Origin of the sequence: Lysinibacillus sp. VIII_CA, assembly GCF_049943995.1 — a bacterium.
Lineage (GTDB): Bacteria > Bacillota > Bacilli > Bacillales_A > Planococcaceae > Lysinibacillus > Lysinibacillus pinottii.
In genome coordinates, this window is the sequence record NZ_JBNFXM010000008.1 from 97,990 (window position 1) to 119,210 (window position 21,221).

The window sequence follows — 21,221 nt, forward strand, 5'->3', positions numbered from 1 at the left end:
TTATTATCCACATTATTATTAATGGTCATTTAATTTCTGCTGTTCAATAGCAGCCGTTGCTAATTTAATTATGGTCATATCATCCATTGGCGGATTATGAAGCCCTGCACGTACATTTCGATAATAGCGCTGTAGCGGGTTTGACAATTGTAAGCTTTTCGCCCCGACTACACGCATCGCCTTATCAACAATGTCAATTGCGGTATTCGTTACGGTATGTTTAGCAACAGCCATTTCATTTGTTAAAATGACGCGTCTTGCTGGATCATCGTATGCCTCAGCTACCCCATATAAAACAAAGCGTGCTTGATGAAGCTTCAACTCTATGTCCCCTAAAAGCTGTTGTACATTCGGTAATGTACTAATTGGAGCATTCAAGCTATTAGGTTGATGATGATTGGCAAAATGTACAGCATAGTCACGGGCAGCTTGTGCAATGCCTAGGTATGTGGCTGGTATATGTAATATCCAGCCATTTATCTTACCGCCACTAGGATGACTTGGTAATTCGACTAAATGCTCTTTAGCCACAACGACATCTTTTAATACAAGATCATGGCTGCTAGTGCCTCGCATTGCAGACATTTCCCAATTCTCTTCAATCGTTAATCCTATTGAATCTTTATGGATGAGGAAGAAACCAATTTGTTGCTTTTCTTCAATCCAAGCAGAAGTGAGGAAATAATCTAACACTGGAGAAGCTGTTGTAAAAATTTTGCGTCCATTTATGCGCCATCCGTCTTTTATAGAAACAGCATTTGTTCCTGGTTTTCCCCCACGTGTTGGGCTCCCAGTTGCTGCTTCACTTACAGCCCTATTAATCATGGCGCCTTTCTTTATTTCCTCCGAGAATGCCGTTAATACATCCTTTTTCCATAATTTAGTATCATATATCTCGCCAACAACACCTAATGTCCATCCGAGGGAGAGCGAGGCATTCTCGTCATAGCTTGCTAATGTTTCTTGTACAAGTACCATGTCATAGACTGATAGGCCCTCTCCTCCATATTGTTTCGGTAAAGTAAGCTGCGGATAACCAATTTCCTTGAGTAGTCGATGCGCTTCGAACGGGAAACGAGATTGTTCATCTACCTCAGCTGCCTCAGCCTTAATAGGATTTGAGATGGCTTCTAACTTATCTAACCAAAATCGTTGTTGCTCCGTTTTAACAAATAAATTCTTCAAAAAATCTCCTTCTTCCCAATATATATAAATCTTATATATTTACTAAGAATTAATAATAAAAAAAATCCCGCGCTACAAATTTGTAGTGAGATAGCATCTGGTACTGAATTTTCTGATACGTTGACATTTATATTACTTTTCACCTTTAAAAATGTCAATGGGTTAAATTTAAGTTTTTTTGTCTGTTTAATATGATTTAGACCTCTTCGAATTTTTATGCACCAAGCTTTTTTTACAACATATGCTAAGACTATGAAAGAGGTGTATATATGACTAATAACATAAATTCTGCGCAAGGGGCAGGCTACGCATCCCATTTAGCACCACAGGTTATTCAAACTAAATTTGGAGATATTAATGGGGATGGCTTCTTTGAAACGATTTTTTTAATGGGGACTCAAAAGACTGGTAGCCCTTTATGGGAAAACCTAACCTTAACCATTTTTTATGGGCAAACAGGGCGAATTGAACAAATCCCGCTAAAAGAAAATGTGGGTTATAACCCAACCATTTTTCTAGGAGATTTTACTGGTAATCATATAGAAGATATTTTGGTTATTTCTGATACAGGAGGTAGCGGAGGAATTATTAACGGGGAAATATTCTCCTCTACCAATAATCAAGTACACTCCATTTTTGACACAGAATCATTTAATAATAAGCTCCACTATACTGTCAATTATGCCAACAACTATAAGGCAATTGTTCAAAGTAAGACACCTGCAAAAAAATATATAATTGATCTACACTATAAAGGGCCTGAATATTTAGCAGAAATCTATCATCCGGATGGAACATTAAAGCAACCGATTGAGGGTTGGGTTGACCCCATTAGCGGATTATATCCTGTTGATTATGATCGGGATGGGACATATGAAATTTTAGCTTATCAAGAGATTGCAGGTAGGTACCATGCAGATGGCTTAGGGTATGTGGAAAATATTTTAAAATGGGATGGCCATGAATTTGTAGTAGATCGACAAACAGTTAGTATTTTCGGAGAAGATTTAGCATAGAGGACTAACTAACATTTATATAAGAAGAAACCAAACAAGAATCTGCTTATTTTTAATTAATTCACAACAAAAATAAGCAGATTTCCTCATTTATTATTATTTTTCAACTAATGCAAAGTAATTGTTTTCTGGATCCGCAAAATTAAAGACTCTACCCATCGGCATCATGACTAAATCGCCCACCTTAATGCCCTTTGCCTGAAAATCCTGGTACATCTCTTCAATTTGGTCAGCGTAAAACATAATAGAGGGTGTTCCCAAATTTAATTCTGGCTGCATTTTAGCAATAATTTCTTTATTGTGTAGCACAAAGGATGTTTGAGCTTCCCTCGCTGGTGCAATTTCAATCCAACGCATTCCAGCCTCCTCCTGCTCATTTATAATAATAAATCCTACTTTTTCTGTCCAAAATTTAACTGCAGCATCTTGGTCGTTAACATATAACATGACTTGTCCAATTTGATGAATCATGACTTTACTCCCTCCTCATTTATGCATTAGTATACAACAAAACAAGGCATTATATAGCTTCTAACGAATTGTTTAGCGAAATTTCTAAAAATTGATAATAATATCTATTAGGGCTTACCTTTTACTTTATTTCTGTTAGAATGAGAATTATTTACCTTATAGGGAAAAGTATAGAATAAAAAATATTATGTGAGGATAATACAAGTGAAACAACTAAGTGTAAGAAAAAAGCTTATATTTTCGTTTTTAGCAATGCTTCTCATTCCAACACTCTTAATTGGAATAGTGTCGTACCAAAGCGCTGAAAAGCAAATTTCTGAAGAACAGCAGGCTAGTGCAACTGAAAGCGTACGCATACTTAATACTAATATTACGAACACGATTGAACCAAAATTAAAAGATGTACAATATTTCTCAAAAAAGTTCAATGAATCTTATTTGCAGGAAAATAAAATTCCTGAGCTTAAATCACTGCTACAGGAATACGTTAATATGCATCCTGAAGTAGAGCTTATTTATTTGGGAACTGCAGATGGCAGACTACTGGATGAGCCTGCTCAAGTGTATGCTGAAGACTTTGACCCTCGTACAAGACCCTGGTATAAGCAGGCTTTAGAAAATAATGGCCAAGTCTCAATAACGGCACCTTATGTTACAAAATCTACAGATGACATTGTCATTACCATCACTCAAGCTTTACCGGATGGTTCAGGGGTAATAGGAATAGATTTAAATATTTCTACAATAAGTGACATTACCAATGAAATACGCATCGGTGAAACGGGTTACGCCTCTCTTTTAGATAACAATAAAATCTATATTGCTCAGCCTGAGAAGGAAAGTGGGACTGAGGCAACAGAAAACTATATCGCAAAAGTTTATGAACAACCAAGCGGGACGATTATTGAAAGAGATCGTCATTTACAGTTTGTCACTAATGAACTTACAGGTTGGAAGGTTATTGGTACAATGTTTACCGCAGAAGCCGCAAAGGCGGCTGCCTCCACATTAAATATCAACCTAATGATCATTGTTGTCTCAATTGTAGTTGGTGTAATCTTCATGCTCTTGATGATTAAATCTGTTGTCAATCCAATAAATAAGCTGAAACATAGCGCGTTAAAAATTAGCGAAGGTGATTTAACTGAGTTTATAGACATTCATTCCAAGGATGAAATTGGACAACTTGGAGAAGCCTTTATCTCTATGAAGGTGAGCTTAAAAAAACTGATTCGCAACGTTGACCAAAGCTCGCAGCATGTCCAAACATCAGCTCAAGATTTATCTGCTAATGCTGAGCAAAATATTGCTGCCTCTGAGCAGGTTGCTGACGCTGTACAGCAGATGGCTATCAGTACAGAGAAGCAGACTACTGCTATTGACCAAAATGCTATGTCAGTGGAGGAAATTGCTAAAGGAGTTGTGGAAGTTGCAGATAGCTCTATGCAGGTATCTGATCTTTCTAGCCACGCTATCCAATTGGCAGAGGAAGGCGGTCAGGCGGTAGAACAAACTGTTAAGCAGATGAACTCGATTCATGAGTCTGTTACACAATCCGATACAATGATTAAAACTCTTTATGATCGCACAAAAGAAATTGGCTCCATTTTGGAAATGATTAGTGCGATTTCAGACCAAACAAATTTACTTGCCCTGAACGCCGCTATAGAGGCAGCAAGAGCAGGAGAACATGGAAAAGGTTTTGCCGTAGTGGCTGATGAAGTTCGAAAATTAGCAGAGCAATCACATCACTCAGCAGAACAAATTTCTGCACTCATTACAACTATTCAGCAAGATACAGCTAAATCTGTACAAACAATGGTAAAAGCTTCTGCAGATGTCCAAGATGGCTTACAACTAACGGAGGAAACGAATAAAAAGTTTGCGAGTATTATTGCAAGTCTTCGAAACATTGCACCCAAGATGGAGGATATCTCAGCCTCCTCTCAAGAAATGTCAGCAGTCGTGGAAGAAGTTTCTGCAACAGCCATTGAACTATCAGACCATGCTAAATTAAATGCAGCTTCTACAGAGGAAGTTGCGGCTTCAACTGAACAAACCCTATCCTCCATGCAGGACATAGCTTCCGCTGCTAAAACGTTACTTGATATGGCGGATGAACTACAGGGTCATGTAAATCGTTTTCACTATTAAGGTGCTTCATTTTAAAATCTGAGTTCAGAACTTCATGGAACTCAGATTTTTCTTTTGTAAAGAACTACAAAATAGGACATTTTTCTTTAAATATCACCAAAACATAACTTTATTTTCCAGATTTTTCAGAAAATTATGTTGATTATTCTCCCTTTTCCTCTTAGAATCATATTACAACAGGAAAGACTAATTAATGATTATTAGACTTCGTCCATTATCTACAAACTTATCATGATATTTAAGGGGGAATAACCTATGAAACAACTTAGTTTAAGAAAGAAACTCATCTTTGCCTTTTTAGTCATCCTTCTCATTCCTGCACTTTTAATCGGCTATACCTCCTTTAAAAGTACTAAAAGTCAAATTTTAAAGGAGCAAGAAGCAAGTGCTACGGAAAGTGTCAGAATGCTTAATACCAATATTACAAATTTGATTGCACCTAAAATACACGATATTGAATATTTTGCAAAAAAGTTAAATCTATCTTATTTACAGCCAGAGAATCGTGATGAATTGAATAATCTTTTTCAAGAATACATCCATACACATCCAGAGGTAGAATTGCTTTATATAGGTACTGCAGATGGAAGTATGTTTGATGCACCTGTCCATGAGTATGCTAGTGATTATGATCCGCGTGTTCGACCTTGGTATACGAAGGCTATGGAAAACAAGGGACATGCATCGATCACTTCTCCTTATCTATCAAAATCTACAAATAACATTGTAGTGACGGTTATGCAAGCTCTTCCCGATGATTCAGGTGTCATTGCCTTAGATTTAAATATCTCTGTTTTAAGTGCACTAACAGATGAAACACGTATTGGGGAAACTGGCTTTGCGGCCATACTGAATAGTAGTCAACTATATGTAGCACAAAGGGATAAGGAAAGCGGAACCGAAGCTACAGAAAAATATATATCAAAGGTTTATGAACAACAGGAAGGAATCATTATTGAAAAAAACCGTCATTTACGCTTTGAGACAAATGAACTGACAGGATGGAAGGTTATCGGAACAATGTTTACCGTAGAGGCTACAGATGCTGCCTCTGCAACATTTACTATCACCTTACTAATCATTGCAGCTTCCATTATTGTTGGCATTATCTTTATGCTTGCTATGATTAAATCCATTGTTAACCCTATTAAACGATTACAGCAGAGCGCATTAAAAATTAGTGAGGGAGATTTGACGGAATATATTGATATTCATACGAAAGATGAAATTGGACAGCTTGGTGAGGCATTTGTCTCCATGAAAGTAAACTTAAAAAAGCTAATTCGCAATGTTGATCAAAGCTCTCAGCATGTTCAAACTGCTGCACAAGGTCTTTCAGCAAATGCTGAGCAGAATATCGCTACCTCTGAACAAGTGACAGAGGCTATGCAGCAAGTAGCTATGAGTACGGAAAAACAAACAACGGGCATCGATCAAAATGCAATCTCCATTGAGGAAATTGCGAAAGGGGTTGTAGAGGTAGCAGATAGTGCACTACAAGTATCTGATTTATCCAGCCAGGCTATCCATTTAGCAGTGGAGGGTGGGCAATCTGTCGAGCAAGCGGTGAATCAAATGGTATCCATCCATGAATCTGTAGCACAGTCTGATAGCACGATTAAATCACTATTCGATCGTACAAAAGAAATAGGCTCCATCATCGAAATTATTAGTAACATTTCAGATCAGACAAATCTTCTTGCTTTGAATGCAGCTATTGAAGCAGCACGAGCTGGCGAAAATGGCAAAGGCTTTGCAGTTGTGGCAGATGAAGTACGTAAATTGGCAGAACAATCTCATCAATCAGCGGAGCAAATTGCCTCACTAATTACAGGCATTCAACAAGATACAGCTAAATCTGTTCAAACAATGATGCAGGCTTCTGCAGATGTCCAACAAGGCTTGCAGCTGTCTGAGGACACAAAAAAGAAGTTTATAAGTATTATTGAGAGTTTACGTAACATCGCTCCTAAAATGGAGGATATATCGGCTTCTGCTCAGGAAATGTCTGCTGTCGTAGAAGAAGTTTCGGCAACAGCCATTGAACTGTCAGATCATGCTAAACTCAATGCAGCAGCATCTGAAGAAGTAGCTGCTTCAACCGAACAAACATTATCATCCATGCAGGAAATCGCATCATCATCAAAAGCATTACTCGATATGGCGGATGAATTACAGGGCTATGTCAATCGTTTCCATTACTAAATATAAAGCACGGTGATCTATCACCGTGCTTTTAATTGTATTAATTATTCAATTACCTCATGGCTAAACTGCCACTCTACACCAAATTTATCTGTAAGGGAGCCGTAACATTTACTCCAAAAAGTTTCTTGAAGCTCCATAACAACTTTCCCACCATCTTTAAGCTTATCAAATGCTTTTCGCATCTGCTCTTCATCATCAGAAACAACAGCTAATGTAACATTGTTTCCAACCGTAAATGGTGAGCCTGGAAATGTATCTGAGAACATAATTCTACTACCGAATACGGAAAGTCGTGTATGCATAACAAGATCTTTTGCTTCCTCTGGTAATGGATAATCAGGGTTCTGTGGTGAATCCCCAAATGTCATAATTTCAGCCTTGTCCGTACTAAAAGCATCTTCGTAAAACGCTACTGCTTCTCGACAATTTCCGTTAAAAATTAAATATACCTCTACCGCCATTTCCAACACTCCCTTAACATTTTTTGAAACAATTATATTGTACATGGATTATAAATCATAACACAAACTAAATGATAAAGATTTCATCTATCACATAAGAATTGTAGCCTTGTTTTCCATTTTTTCATTTATTTTAGCAAAAGCTTTGACTTTTTCTTAAAAATCATGTAAATTACCAAATGGCGAACAATTTAAAATAAATCTTTAAAAATATTCGTATTTTAGGAGTGTATATAATGGATAACGTATTTGACTATGAAGATATTCAACTAATTCCCGCAAAATGTATCGTAGAAAGCCGTTCAGAATGTGATACTTCCGTTACTTTAGGAGGGCATACTTTTAAACTTCCTGTAGTACCTGCTAATATGCAAACAATTATTGATGAAACTCTTGCTAAGAAACTTGCTGAAAACGGTTACTTTTATATCATGCACCGCTTCCAACCAGAAGCACGCGTAAATTTCATCCAAGATATGCATGGCAGTGGTTTAATTGCTTCAATTAGCGTTGGTGTAAAAGAAGAAGAATACGCGTTTATTGAAGAATTAGCAGCGACAAATTTAGTACCTGAATTCATTACAATTGATATTGCACATGGCCATTCTAATGCTGTTATTCGTATGATTCAGCATATTAAAAAACACTTACCAAATAGCTTTGTTATTGCTGGTAATGTAGGAACACCAGAGGCTGTTCGTGAGCTTGAAAACGCTGGGGCTGATGCGACAAAGGTTGGAATTGGTCCAGGTAAAGTATGTATTACTAAAATTAAAACAGGATTTGGTACAGGTGGCTGGCAGTTAGCTGCACTTCGCTGGTGTGCAAAAGCTGCTACAAAGCCAATCATTGCTGATGGTGGTATTCGTACACACGGCGATATCGCTAAGTCTGTACGTTTTGGCGCTTCAATGGTGATGATCGGTTCTTTATTCGCGGGTCATGAAGAGTCACCTGGTCAAACAATCGAAGTCGAGGGTAAAAAGGTAAAAGAATACTTCGGCTCTGCTTCAGAATTCCAAAAAGGCGAACGTAAAAACGTCGAAGGAAAGAAAATGTTTGTTGAGCATAAAGGAAGTATAAAAGATACATTAATTGAAATGCAACAAGACTTACAATCATCTATTTCTTATGCTGGTGGCACAAAGCTGGATGCTATTCGAAATGTTGATTATGTTATCGTGAAAAACTCTATCTTCAATGGAGATAAAGTGTACTAATAAGTTACAACTCCCACTTCTGAACATTCTGGAGTGGGAGTTTTCTATTTTTCCATCACCCAATTCCTCTACAGACACCCAGCCTGCAATATAAAATACCTCCATTATTATCAGAATTTTCTATTTTATTAGAAAATTTTGTATTATACTATCATTATACTGCATTACTTTGAGGGAACGGAGGTCTTTTCTATGATTAAATCAGTACGTAATAAGTTAGTCGCTCTAGCCATTATTGTTATTCTCATATCTACAGCACTCGTTGGAACAGTTAATTATTTTGTAGCAAAAAGCGAGATGGATCAGGTAGGTAGACAAAGTCTTAAGAATGGTACACTTGGCATACTTGAATTAATTGCACAATTGGATGAACAAGTCCGAAATGGGAAATTAACGATAGAAGAAGCACAAGAAAGTGCTAGAACACAGATTGTTGGTAATAAAATTGAAGATCATAAGCGATCTATCGATAACCCTGTAAAATACGGTGATAATTTTTATTTCTATGCCTTTAAGGACAATGGGTTGGTTGAAACTCATCCCTCTCTCGAAGGTCAAGATATCTCCGACTTACAAACAAGTGATGGTCGTTATTTTGTGAGGGAAATGATTGAAACTGCACAAGCAGGTGGCGGATATGTGCGGTATGACTGGGCACTACCCTCCAATCCTGATATAGTTGCTCCTAAAATTACTTATGTGGAAATGGACAAGCATTGGGGGTGGATTATTGCGGCTGGTACATATGAAATGGATTTTAATGCTGGTACTAAAAATGTTTTATATTACACACTTGGTACAACCATCCTAGCTACTATCATCGGTGTCATGCTTTTTTGGTTCTTCACTGGACAGATGACTGCCTACATACGAAAAATTATGGTGATTACATCAGATATTGCTAAAGGTAAGCTAACAGGGGAGGACATCCCCGTTACGACAAAGGATGAGCTTGGCACACTAGCGAATAATGTCAATAATATGAAAAGAAGCTTACATGAGATGGTCAACAATACAAAGAATAGTGCATCCCAAATGAGAGTTTCTTCAGAAATGCTAAGTGCGATTACGGAGGAAACTACCGCCTCTGCTGATGAAATCCACCAAGCTATCAATGACATTTCTAAAGGAGCTGTTGTGCAGGCAGAGGAGGCTGAATTGTCCATTAGTAAAGTGGAAACATTATCAACACTGATTTCTAATGCTACAAGTCAATACAGTGAAATTACCGAAAATATGAATACTATTAATCAATCACAAGAAAATGGTAGACAAAAAGTTGAATTATTACTGCAAAATTCTCATGAATTCACGCAAGTAATCGAAGAGTTAAGAACTAATTTTTCAAGTTTAACAAGCCAGATGAAAGAAATTCATCAAGTAGTACAAACGATTACTTCCATTTCAGAGCAAACTAATTTATTAGCGCTAAATGCAAGTATTGAAGCAGCTCGTGCAGGTGATCAAGGTAAAGGGTTTGCTGTAGTTGCCGAAGAAGTACGAAATTTATCAGAGGATACAAATGAAGCGACTAATCGTGTCAGAAATCTATTACAGCGCATCGAGATCGATACGGTCAATTCAGATACAAAAATGATAAACACCCTTCAGCTTTCACAAAGTCAGGCACAGTCGATTACAGAAGTAAAAGGAGCTTTTACTTTCCTAGCCGACTCCATTCAGGACATAACAGAGCACCTTGTTTCTCTTAATGAGGGTATGAACGAAATGGCACAAAACCGGGTAGTCGTTATTCATGCTATCAACGAAATAGCAAGCGTAGCCACAGAATCTGCTGCAGCAACCGAACAAATTAATGCATCCATTGATGAGCAAAAGTCAGCCGTTACGTCTATCATGCACTCCTCACAGGAGCTCCATACAGAGGCAGAGCGCATGTATGAATTAGTAGAACGCTTTACGTGACATGTAACAGCCTATAAAAAAGAATGCTACGAATAGGTCATAGCATTCTTCTTTTCCTTATAGTTTGTTAATAACTGCGTGGATTGTTTCCTTTAGTTCTGCATCATAGCTAGAAAGATCAACAAGGTTTCCTACACGCTCACGTAATACTGGGCGCTCAATTACTAGCTTCTCATCAAGAACTTGTACAAGTAGTTCGATAATAAGACGATCACGAACAACTAACGCTTCTTCTAAACGCTCTGGTGTAATTTTAGCATCCGTTTTTGCAGATTTTGCCATCTTTAAAACCCCTTTTTAATTTTATATTCATGCACATCTATTTTAGCATACCACTAAATTATTTTGAAAACTTTCTTTCGCAAAAATATACCAAAACTTTACAAATACTAAAAGAAAGATTTACGACATATTGTTATATTCATATCATAATACTTTCGTATTTTCCATATGATAAATGTGTTTATGCTTACCATTCAAAACTGATTGGAGGAGTTATATGAATCAAAAAAATTCACCCTACATACAGCTCATTAAAGCTGTACCTAAGTCATTGCAACTCTTTTTAAATGTTTGCCTTGTACTATTAGCACTCATTCTAGCGTTTTTACTCTTTAAGGAGCTAATAGAATTTCTTAAAATATTACTCTTCACTAAGGAAGGTGGCGATTATAAGCTATTCCTTGCTAACATCCTTATATTCTTTCTGTACTTTGAGTTCATCACGATGATTATTAAATATTTTAAAGAAGATTATCATTTTCCGCTACGATACTTTATATATATAGGTATCACAGCAATGATTCGATTAATTATCGTTGAACACGATCATCCACTGAATACATTAATTTATTCAGTCATTATTCTCATACTCATCATTAGTTACTTTATTATTAATATCACACCGCTTGAAAGACCGACACGATCATCTCTTTTTATGAATAAAGAGCATTAACCTAGCACCAACATTCTAAAATGCCGTCATACATTTTGGTTTTTCAAACACAAAGAAAAATTTCTGTAATGCCTGTAAATATTGCTCATGACTGATCTTTATTCGTTGAAGCATATACAGTTCTTGGACCGTTATGACTCCCATTACCAGTGAAGAAAGCTCAGCCACATCTACAATTATTTCTACATCATAGGGACCACTTTCATTCATGTTAATTGTACCTTCAACAGCCTGGATAATGAGTTGCTGATTATTTTCAGCAAGTAATGAGTCCGTAACTGTTAATTTAAATGTCAGTGTTACACCATTAAAATGGTGTGTCGTTAATTCTTCAAAAAAACCTTTCACATTAATAATGCGGTACATCAGTCCAACTCCTGACACAGCATTTTCATGGTAAACACTTGGAATTAAATGATTTGAACCATTTCTGACATCACCTAAAAAGAAATGTACATTGTCTTCTTGTGTATTCCACTCAATGCGGTTTACTTGATCTGCCTGACTGTTTAAAAACGTACTAAGCTCTAACAAAGCCTGTGGTGTCTCATATACCCATTCCTTAATAACTAAATTATTTAACATAAAATTACTCTCACTTTGCTTTTTAAATGAAAAAACGATATAGCCTTGCACGCTATCGTCCTTTTCCATCGCAATCACATAGTTTTCGTCGTTTTTAAAAATAGAAGAAAGCTCTGACTTTGTTTTGAGAAGCATCCCATGCTGTTGAGACGCTACCCTGTTATAACAATCTGTTAGCTGTTGCTGATTTTCCACTGACAAATATTTAAGGTGCTCCTTCGTTTGACCTTTAGGAAAGCTTAAGGGCTCTACTAAATATTGGTACATTTTCGGTCCATAGCCAAACCCCATTTTCTTATAAAAATCTGGCCTAAACGGATATAAAGCGACAAAGTGAATACCCTTTGCTAAAAAAAAGTTAAAGAATTGATGGATTAGCTCCTTCGCAACCTTTTCCTTTTTATGTAACAAGTCAACTGCCACAAGCCCTACTCCACCAATTGGTATCATTTTAGAGAAAAGGTTCATTTGAAAATCATGCAATCGCATGCCGCCAATTAGGTTGCCTTCTTCCCAAAGCCCAAAATAATTTAGGGATTCATCATGATTCTGATTTTCCATAAAAAGATTTTTCAACTGCTCTTTTGTTGTCTGAGCTCCGTTCACTATTCCAGGGTAGGCTCCTACAACGATACTCGCAAAAGTTAAAAAGTCTTGCTCTTTTACTAACCTCTCTACCACTCTCATTAATTCCCCTCCATTTTCAAAGTATGACATGTCGTTCATATTCATTTTCCACCCATAATAACATATATTACCACTGCACATGTGAACAATGTAAATGATTAAAGGAGGAATAAGGAAATGACTTTAATTGATGCGTATATTGAAGAAGTATCTAAAAGACTACATAAAAATAGACGTGAAAACATAAAGCTTGAGCTTAAAGCTACTATTGAAGATATGTTGCCAGAACCCTATTCAGAAGCAGATATCATGAAAGTGCTAAAAGAGCTTGGAAGCCCTGCAAAAGTTGCAGCTAGCTACCAGGATACGCCTCGTTTTTTAATTGGTCCAAACGTGTTTGATCCATACACTAGAACCATTAAACTCGTTTTCCCTTGGGCTATTTTTATAACGGTCATTGTTCAAGTGATTGAGAGAATTTTTCTCTATTCTGGAGAAGAGGCCATGCTCTCCACTATCATTTCAACATTTGCTATGACGATTGTTACCATTATTTCTGTATCATTTCATGTATTGTTCTGGATCACCGTTTTTTTCATCGTCCTAGAACGCTCTGATCCGAGCAAAATTCAATTGTTGCCTTTCTTGAATGACACCAAGGAATGGACACCCGAAAGTTTAAAAATTAAAACCGTTCCTAAGGAAAAAATCATCACTTTAAGTGATACAATTTTTAGCTTTGTAGGGGCTATTATTTTTACCTTTGTTTATTGGAACGCCAATCGTCTTTTAGGTATTTATACAACAAATGGAAATGGTAGTTTAAAATTTGTTATGCCTATTTTGAATCAAAATCTTTTACAATCCTATGCCCTCATCGTCATGCTCTGTATAATTCTTAGTCTTGCCTTAACCTTTTTAAAATGGCGTACTGGGCAATGGACCATGACGATTGCTATCATCAATGCATTACTTCAAAGTGTGGGAACTATTGTATTTATTCTCATTGCTGTTCATCAGGATTTTATCCATAGTGCCTCCATTCCGTACATTGCAGCAATCGTAGAAACTAACAAAGAAAATGTCTCATCTGTCATAGATAAGATCCTGCTTGCCAGTATGATTATTGCTGTTTTAGCCAATGCATTTGATATATATCAAGGATTTAGAAAAGCTAAAATACCAATCTCTAAAAGTGATAAATTGTAAATATATGATTGAAAGCTAATCTCAAATCGCTAAAATACCTTTCTCCTCTAATGTTTTGTATAATAATAAAGTTGGAAATAATTTATATACACGAATAATAATCTGCACAATTCAATTAGAGTAAGGGGAAATAACTATGACCATTCTTCTAGTAGATGACAATCAAGTCAATTTATTTGTCATTGAAAAAATACTGAAAAATGCAGGTTATGAACACTGTGTTTCTCTTTCATCTGCTAATGAGCTATTTGATTATTTACAATTAAATGAACCAAATCCAACCGGAAGCTCAGTTGATTTAATTTTATTGGACATTATGATGCCTGAAGTAGATGGTATAGAGGCCTGCAAACGTATTAAGCAAATTGAAAGATTAAGAGATATTCAAATTATCTTTGTTACAGCCCTTGAGGATAAAAACAAACTCGCAGAAGCATTAGATATCGGGGGCGTAGATTATATTACAAAACCGATTAATAAAACGGAATTGCTTGCTAGAATCCGAGTTGCCCTACGTTTAAAAGCTGAATTAGATTGGCACACACAACATGAGAAGAAAATCCAATATGAATTGGATTTAGCCACTCATGTACAAAGAAGCCTGCTTAGTCCACCTTTAAATGAAAAAGATATTCGTCTAGAAGTCTCTTACTTACCATCCTCTAACTTGGCTGGTGATATGTATTATTGGCATAAAATAGACGATCATCGTTATGCTATTATTTTATTGGACATGATGGGCCATGGTATATCTGCAGCGCTAGTTTGTATGTTTATCTCCTCGGTTTTGAGGGAGGCCGTTAAACAATTAAACGACCCTGAACTTGTTATTAAAGAACTGAATCGTTATATGGCCCTCTTACAGGATGGCAAGGATGAAAATCTTTATTATTTCACAGCGATTTATTTAGTAATTGATACGAAACAAAAAACAGTCGAATATATAAACGCTGGTCATCCTGCAGGATACGCCTTAGTTGATGAAAAAACATGTATCCCATTAAATCAAGGTAGTTGCGCAGTCGGCTTTTTCGATGAAATTAAAGTTAAAAAACAATATATTCAATATGAAAAAGATCTACAAATTGTTATGTTTACAGATGGAGTATTAGAGGCAATGGGACCTTGTGAAATAGAATCAGAAAAGCATTTGCAAACGCTAACATCTTCTAAATGGAAGTATACCCAACCTCTGATCGACAACCTATTGCCTAAAGACAAACAAGACAATCAACCTGATGATATGTGTGTATTAATGATTCAAGCAAGTGCTACAGTATAAATAAAAGAAAAGAGGCTACCGAGTGATGGCGGTAGCCTCTTTCTTTTAATCTATTTTCTGGTAAATTCTTTCGTTACCAATAAATTCCCTATAATTCGAAATAACCTCTTCAAAGCGCAATGTTTCCTTATCGCCTAAACATAAAAACCCTTTGTCACTTAGGCTTTCATAAAACAAACGATGGACCTGACTTTGCAGCTGCGGCGAAAAATAAATAAGGACATTTCTACATAAGATAACATGGAATTCGTTAAATGATTGATCTGTCACTAGGTTATGCTGAGCAAAAATAATATTTTTCAATAATGTTGAATGGAAATAAGCATATTGATAATCCGTCTTATAGTATTCCGAAAAAGCATGGGCTCCCCCTGCAAGCATATAATTCTTCGTATATGCCTGCATTTTATGAATAGGAAAAATCCCCTTTTTAGCCTTTTCTAATACCTGCTCATTCATATCTGTTGCATAAATGACAGCCTTGTCTATGAGCCCTTCCTCCTGAAGCAAAATGGCCATAGAGTATACTTCCTCACCAGTTGCACAGCCAGCATGCCAAATACGGATTTCCTGGTATTCACGTAAGGTTGGAATCACTTTTTCACGGAATGCCTTAAAAAAGCTTGGGTTGCGGAACATTTCTGTGACATTGATTGAAAAATCGTTTAATAGCTGCTCTAAAAACGCCTGATCATGAATGACCTTTTCCTGAACGCGAGAAATAGTTGGAATGCTATTTATTCTCATCCTATTAAAAATTCGACGTGAAATGGAAGAACGGTTATATTGCCGAAAATCATAGCCTGATAATCGATAAATAGCCTCTAATAACAAATCAATTTCTAAATTTGTTTGTTTATTCAATTGTATATTTTGCTCCAAAGGCTCAAAATGTTCCATCTTTATATACTCCCTTTAGAAACTAACCATACTCTTAAAACGGATATTAATTGATCTAAATTTAATGGTTTACTAATATAATCAGATGCACCAGCTTGCAATGATTTATCCCGGTCATTCTTCATAGCCTTCGCCGTCAGGGCGATAATCGGTAGTTCAGTCCGCTTCATTTGTTGACGAATAATAGTCATTGCTTCATAACCATCCATATTCGGCATCATAATATCCATAAGCACTAAATCAATCTCATGATGAGCTTGCAAAACCTCTAAACATTCAAGTCCATCTTTAGCCACTAAAATGTTCATGCCTCTTGTTTCAAGTGCTGTTTTTAAGGCATAAATATTACGGTTATCATCGTCGACGATTAATATATTTTTCCCTTGAAAAACCTCTACCTCATCATGCTTTAAAACTTCCCTATTATCCTGCGATGGCTCTTCTCTCGGTACATCTTCCTCAATTGTCACAGCTACCTCATTCAAAGCAGCAAGCTTATCGCAATGATCCTCTTCGACTCCATTTGGTAAGCTTGGAATCGTTAACGTAAAGCTACTACCTTGTCCCTCTTCACTTTGCAATGTAATCCAACCACCAAGTAGTTTCGCAAACTCCTTACAAATTGAAAGACCAAGTCCTGTTCCACCATATTTTCGAACGGTAGCACCGTCTGCTTGCTGGAATGACTCAAAGATCAATTGATGCTTGTCTTTTGGAATTCCTATACCGGTATCTGAAACAGTAATTTCTAGCCAATCATCGCTAATATCTTGCATATTACTTGTAAGCTGGCTCTGTGCAAGCTGATTAATCGCTAAAGTTACAGATCCATGCTCCGTAAACTTAAAGGCATTTGATAATAAGTTCTTTATGATTTGCTGAAATCTCTTTTCATCTGTATAGAATACGTCGACAACATGATCTGCCTTTGAAATATGGAAATCTATATTTTTCTTCATCGCGACAGGTGCAAAAGTATGCTCAATTTGAACAGGTACTTCACTCATATTCACTTCATTAAAGATGATATCTAGCTTCCCTGCCTCCACTTTAGATAAATCTAAAATATCATTAATCAATGCAAGTAAATCCTCACCTGAGGAATGGATAACCTTCGCAAATTCCGTTTCCTCATCTGTTAAGTGGTCTTGGCTATTCTCTGCTAACATCTCTGACAAAATTAAAATGCTATTTAAAGGCGTTCTAAGCTCATGTGACATATTTGCTAAAAACTCAGATTTGTAATTAGAATTAAGTATAAGCTGTTCTGCACTTTCCTCTAATTCTTGCTTAGCCTTTTCTAGCTCACGTGATTTGGACTCTGCCTCTTTCGTTCGCTCTTCAAGCTGCTCGTTAATCATCGTCAGCTCTTCTGTCTGCATTTGTAATTCTTCAGATTGTGTTTGAAGTTCCTCTGATTGAACTTGTAACTCCTCCGTCATTGCTCTTGACTCATTTAATAATCGAACGATCTCCATACGCCCCAATACACCATTTACAGTTAAGCCAAAGGTTTCAGTAACCTGCTTCACTAACTCCTGTTGCAATGCATTAAATTTAGTCATTGTAGCTAACTCGACAACCGCTATAACTTCATTTTCGAAAATAACAGGAATCAATAAAATATGCTTGGGTCTTATTTCACCTAGCCCTGTTCTAATTAAACGATAGTCTTGCGGAATATTATCATAGAATAAAACTCTTTTTTCTAATGCACATTGACCGATTAAACCTTGTCCTACTTTAAAGCTCTCCATACCGACACGATCATCTCCGTCAGCAAAAGCCGCCTTTTTTATAAATAGTACTTGTTCCTCTGCCTCTTCCCGAACATAGAATGCTCCAAGAGACGCCTGTGTTTTCTGTGCCATTTCTGACAGGAAGGTTTCAGCCAATTTCGTAATAGCTGAAATACCTTGATATTTTGTTACAATATCAGCAATATTGGTTTGTAACCACTCTCTCTTCTCTACCGATTCCAATAATATATTGGTTGCATCAGCAAGCTCATTAATTTCATCATTTGTATTCACATGTATTCTTCTCTTGAAATCACCCTTCGTGGCAGCCATTTCCTGAATCGTTTGTGTTACTTCTGTTATAGTTTTGACAATGGAACGGGAAATGCCACTTGCTATAACAATAGCAATTACAGAAACCAAAATTAAAATCCCAAATAGACCACTTGTTAATTGACTATTTTGTTTGTCTAACTGAGCGGCCTTTGCTTGTGTATAAGTATTTTCAGTTGCACGGAATGCATCGAATAATTTGCGCATTTTTTCCATGTCTTGGCGTCCATTATCAACTTTGAAAAATTCCGTTAACGCTTTTGTATTACCGTCCTTTTTATATTGAATAGTTGGCCCACCCGTTGTTTCAACCCAATGATCGATCGTTTCCTCTATCTCTTTCAATTTTTCCTGCTGGGTTGGTTTATCTTTCATTTGCTGATAAAGATCATTAAAATCTATTTTCCAGTTTTCCGCTCCATTATCATAGGGCTCCAGATAACTAGGTTCACCCGTAATAATAAAAGCTCGCTGACTTGATTCCATATCCAATATATATTTTTCAATATCATTGGTTAATGTTTTCACATTAGAGTCGTACTTAATAATAAAATTTCTTTCCTTTTGCAAAGAAGTAATTTGATTATTTAGGATGATCACTGATGCAAGTAAGCAAAGAATGATGATAATATAACCCAATGTAATCTTGGAGCGTATACCCAATTTTAATTTATTTAACATTTGGTTTTCCTACCTTTACCTTTCCTAAACTCTATTTTTGTTATAAATGTGACTAGAATACCATCTTAAATATTCATTTAAAGAAATTTTACGGCTTTAGCATTAATAAGTATTAATTTCTCACATATACATTTTATATTGAACTATTTCTAACTAAGGAGAGAATGCATGTGGATATATTCGTAAGGCCAGGAGATTCACTTTGGCATTTCAGTGAAGTATTTAAAATACCTCTTCCACTCATTTTAGATTCCAATACCAATATAAATCCTCAATTTTTAAGAGTTGGGCAACGCATTCGTATTCCTGGATTTGTGACCATTAACTATCAGGTGAAACAAGGGGATTCCCTTTGGCAAATTGCACAGCGGTATAATCTACCACTTATTGCTATATTACTTGTAAACCCGGGTCTTCATCCAAATCAATTACAGATTGGCCAGATGATTCATATACCACAACGCTTAACATGGCGCTTAATTGACGGTAAACAAAATTATACGTACAACATCATGATGAATGATATTCAAAGGCTAGTTGACGCCTATCCATTTCTTCGCAGTACTACCATTGGTAGCTCCGTTTTAAGTAAAGAAATACCAGAGCTATTAATTGGCAATGGAACTAAACGTGTTCATTATAACGGCTCCTTCCATGCAAATGAATGGATTACTACTCCTATTATTCTAACATTTTTAAATGACTATTTGCTCGCTCTCACTAACCAAAATAATATGAGTGGACTTTCTTTATTTCCTCTTTATCAGCAAACGACCCTATCCGTAGTACCAATGGTAAATCCCGATGGGGTCAATTTAGTCATACAAGGTCCCCCAAATGATGAATCATTAAAAAATCAGCTCATTTCATGGAATAATGGTAGCTCTGATTTTTCTGGCTGGAAGGCAAACATCCATGGCGTTGATTTAAATGATCAGTTTCCTGCCAAATGGGAATTAGAAAGCGCCCGTAACCCGAAAACTCCTGGTCCTAGAGATTATGGCGGGGAAAGGCCTTTGTCTGAGCCTGAAGCCATAGCTATGGCTGATTTGACCAAGCAGCGTGATTTTGCAAGAGTACTAGCCTTTCATACACAAGGTCGCGTTATCTATTGGGGCTTTGAAAATCTTGAACCACCTGAATCAGAGGTGCTTGTTAATGAGTTTAGTCGAGTGAGTGGCTATGAACCGATTCAATCTGCTGGGAGCTATGCTGGCTATAAAGATTGGTTTATCCAAGATTGGCGTAGGCCAGGCTTTACCGTTGAATTAGGAAGTGGCACAAACCCTCTCCCGATAAGTCAATTTGATGATATTTATGAGGAAGCTAGGGGAATTTTTCTTGCAGGGTTATATATGTAGAGAGGTATGATCGTTAACTCCATTTGCTATGAAATTGTCCTTTTGGGCACTTTCTAGTGAATGGAGTTCTTTTATCGTGCTCTAAAAAAAAGAAAATAAATTACTTTGACAGGCAGAGTAATGTTTGCTAATATTACTCTGACAGATAGAGCAATAAAATGAAGTAGGTGACTTATGGTTCGCAGTGATATTATCCGAGGACACTTGGATTCGATTATTTTACGGCTCATTTCAGAAAAAGACCGCTATGGCTATGAAATTTCTCAGGAAATAAGTCTCCGTACAAATAATCGATTTCAGATTAAAGAAGCAACTTTGTATGCTGTTTTTCAACGTCTTGAGAAAAAAGAAATTATTGAAGCCTATTATGGAGATGTTTCACATGGTGGCAAAAGAAAGTATTACCGTATTACCTCATTGGGTAAGGCCTATTTAAATGAGTTAGCGAAAGAATGGTCGGAAGTAAAAGAAATTATTGATTTATTTATGGAGGGCGTCGAATGAAGAGAATAAAAAACCATATTGATGAGCTGTTTAAGGGTATTCCTCGCAACAACGAAACGGAAATGGTTAAACAAGAAATTATTGAAAATCTTGAAGAGAAAGTCTTTTATTTGATGGATCAGGGAAAAGAACAAGAGGATGCCATCAATAAAGCAATTGTAGAGTTTGGAGACATAGAAGATTTAAAAAAGGAACTAGGCGTTAAGGTACCTGCTAAGAAAAACATGGCTAAATTAAATTTAGAGTTCTCTCTTTGGGGTAGTGGCTTAATTATTGCATTTTTTATTTTTATTAATCTTTATTACACACCACAAACAATTTGGGCAATCTATCCAATATTCGCTATCCTTTGGTGGCCATTGTCCATGTACTTTGTATGGTCACGTAAGAGATGGGGTGAATAA

Annotated in this window: 18 protein-coding genes; 11 read left to right on the plus strand and 7 right to left on the minus strand. The window is 36.5% G+C overall.

Annotated features, from left to right (window positions below; translation table 11 throughout):
- Positions 1–18: 18 nt before the first annotated feature.
- A complete protein-coding gene (locus ACP3VS_RS12945; protein WP_207889547.1) occupies positions 19–1,185 on the minus strand; it encodes an acyl-CoA dehydrogenase family protein in 1,167 nt (388 codons plus the stop codon).
- A gap of 269 nt (positions 1,186–1,454) precedes the next feature.
- On the opposite strand from ACP3VS_RS12945, the gene ACP3VS_RS12950 reads away from it, so the two are divergent.
- Positions 1,455–2,201 (plus strand): hypothetical protein, encoded by a 747-nt coding sequence (locus ACP3VS_RS12950; RefSeq protein WP_099805444.1) that lies wholly within the window; start codon positions 1,455–1,457, stop codon positions 2,199–2,201.
- A 96-nt stretch (positions 2,202–2,297) separates the two neighbouring features.
- Here ACP3VS_RS12950 and ACP3VS_RS12955 read toward each other — a convergent pair whose 3' ends face one another.
- Entirely contained in the window at positions 2,298–2,672 is a 375-nt protein-coding gene (locus ACP3VS_RS12955) for a VOC family protein (protein WP_012296135.1), read from the minus strand.
- Between the two features lie 204 nt (positions 2,673–2,876).
- On the opposite strand from ACP3VS_RS12955, the gene ACP3VS_RS12960 reads away from it, so the two are divergent.
- Positions 2,877–4,826 carry a methyl-accepting chemotaxis protein gene (locus tag ACP3VS_RS12960; protein WP_099805445.1) on the plus strand — a complete coding sequence of 650 codons (1,950 nt, stop codon included), beginning with the start codon at positions 2,877–2,879 and terminating at the stop codon, positions 4,824–4,826.
- A gap of 255 nt (positions 4,827–5,081) precedes the next feature.
- Entirely contained in the window at positions 5,082–7,031 is a 1,950-nt protein-coding gene (locus ACP3VS_RS12965) for a methyl-accepting chemotaxis protein (protein WP_426388868.1), read from the plus strand.
- Between the two features lie 44 nt (positions 7,032–7,075).
- On the opposite strand, the gene ACP3VS_RS12970 is transcribed toward ACP3VS_RS12965, so the two are convergent.
- Positions 7,076–7,495: a VOC family protein gene (locus ACP3VS_RS12970; RefSeq protein ID WP_031416763.1), complete on the minus strand. Its 420-nt coding sequence runs from the start codon at positions 7,493–7,495 to the stop codon at positions 7,076–7,078.
- A gap of 236 nt (positions 7,496–7,731) precedes the next feature.
- Between ACP3VS_RS12970 and guaC the strand changes: the two genes are divergently transcribed.
- On the plus strand, positions 7,732–8,715 hold the full coding sequence (gene guaC, locus ACP3VS_RS12975; RefSeq protein WP_012296139.1) for a GMP reductase: 984 nt from the start codon (positions 7,732–7,734) through the stop codon (positions 8,713–8,715).
- 192 nt (positions 8,716–8,907) lie between these two features.
- A complete protein-coding gene (locus ACP3VS_RS12980) occupies positions 8,908–10,641 on the plus strand; it encodes a methyl-accepting chemotaxis protein (protein ID WP_012296140.1) in 1,734 nt (577 codons plus the stop codon).
- A gap of 57 nt (positions 10,642–10,698) precedes the next feature.
- Here ACP3VS_RS12980 and ACP3VS_RS12985 read toward each other — a convergent pair whose 3' ends face one another.
- Positions 10,699–10,923: a hypothetical protein gene (locus ACP3VS_RS12985; RefSeq protein ID WP_008177853.1), complete on the minus strand. Its 225-nt coding sequence runs from the start codon at positions 10,921–10,923 to the stop codon at positions 10,699–10,701.
- A 217-nt stretch (positions 10,924–11,140) separates the two neighbouring features.
- Here ACP3VS_RS12985 and psiE point away from each other — a divergent pair, with 217 nt between their 5' ends.
- Positions 11,141–11,596 carry a phosphate-starvation-inducible protein PsiE gene (gene psiE / locus ACP3VS_RS12990; protein ID WP_036162460.1) on the plus strand — a complete coding sequence of 152 codons (456 nt, stop codon included), beginning with the start codon at positions 11,141–11,143 and terminating at the stop codon, positions 11,594–11,596.
- Between the two features lie 15 nt (positions 11,597–11,611).
- On the opposite strand, the gene ACP3VS_RS12995 is transcribed toward psiE, so the two are convergent.
- Complete coding sequence (locus tag ACP3VS_RS12995) at positions 11,612–12,907, minus strand: GNAT family N-acetyltransferase (RefSeq protein WP_227256947.1); 1,296 nt, start codon at positions 12,905–12,907, stop codon at positions 11,612–11,614.
- A gap of 78 nt (positions 12,908–12,985) precedes the next feature.
- Here ACP3VS_RS12995 and ACP3VS_RS13000 point away from each other — a divergent pair, with 78 nt between their 5' ends.
- A complete protein-coding gene (locus ACP3VS_RS13000; protein ID WP_012296143.1) occupies positions 12,986–14,017 on the plus strand; it encodes an HAAS signaling domain-containing protein in 1,032 nt (343 codons plus the stop codon).
- Between the two features lie 136 nt (positions 14,018–14,153).
- On the plus strand, positions 14,154–15,299 hold the full coding sequence (locus tag ACP3VS_RS13005) for a SpoIIE family protein phosphatase (protein WP_012296144.1): 1,146 nt from the start codon (positions 14,154–14,156) through the stop codon (positions 15,297–15,299).
- A gap of 45 nt (positions 15,300–15,344) precedes the next feature.
- On the opposite strand, the gene ACP3VS_RS13010 is transcribed toward ACP3VS_RS13005, so the two are convergent.
- The gene (locus ACP3VS_RS13010; protein WP_012296145.1) at positions 15,345–16,199 is read right to left on the minus strand and encodes a CheR family methyltransferase; all 855 of its coding nucleotides are present in this window, start codon (positions 16,197–16,199) and stop codon (positions 15,345–15,347) included.
- Between the two features lie 2 nt (positions 16,200–16,201).
- Entirely contained in the window at positions 16,202–18,952 is a 2,751-nt protein-coding gene (locus ACP3VS_RS13015; RefSeq protein ID WP_012296146.1) for an ATP-binding protein, read from the minus strand.
- 170 nt (positions 18,953–19,122) lie between these two features.
- Here ACP3VS_RS13015 and ACP3VS_RS13020 point away from each other — a divergent pair, with 170 nt between their 5' ends.
- From ACP3VS_RS13020 to ACP3VS_RS13030, 3 genes are all read left to right on the plus strand, one after another.
- Positions 19,123–20,313 (plus strand): M14 family metallopeptidase, encoded by a 1,191-nt coding sequence (locus ACP3VS_RS13020; protein WP_031416771.1) that lies wholly within the window; start codon positions 19,123–19,125, stop codon positions 20,311–20,313.
- 174 nt (positions 20,314–20,487) lie between these two features.
- Entirely contained in the window at positions 20,488–20,817 is a 330-nt protein-coding gene (locus ACP3VS_RS13025) for a PadR family transcriptional regulator (RefSeq protein ID WP_012296148.1), read from the plus strand.
- Entirely contained in the window at positions 20,814–21,221 is a 408-nt protein-coding gene (locus ACP3VS_RS13030; RefSeq protein WP_012296149.1) for a permease prefix domain 1-containing protein, read from the plus strand. The genes ACP3VS_RS13025 and ACP3VS_RS13030 overlap by 4 nt, the downstream gene beginning before the upstream one ends.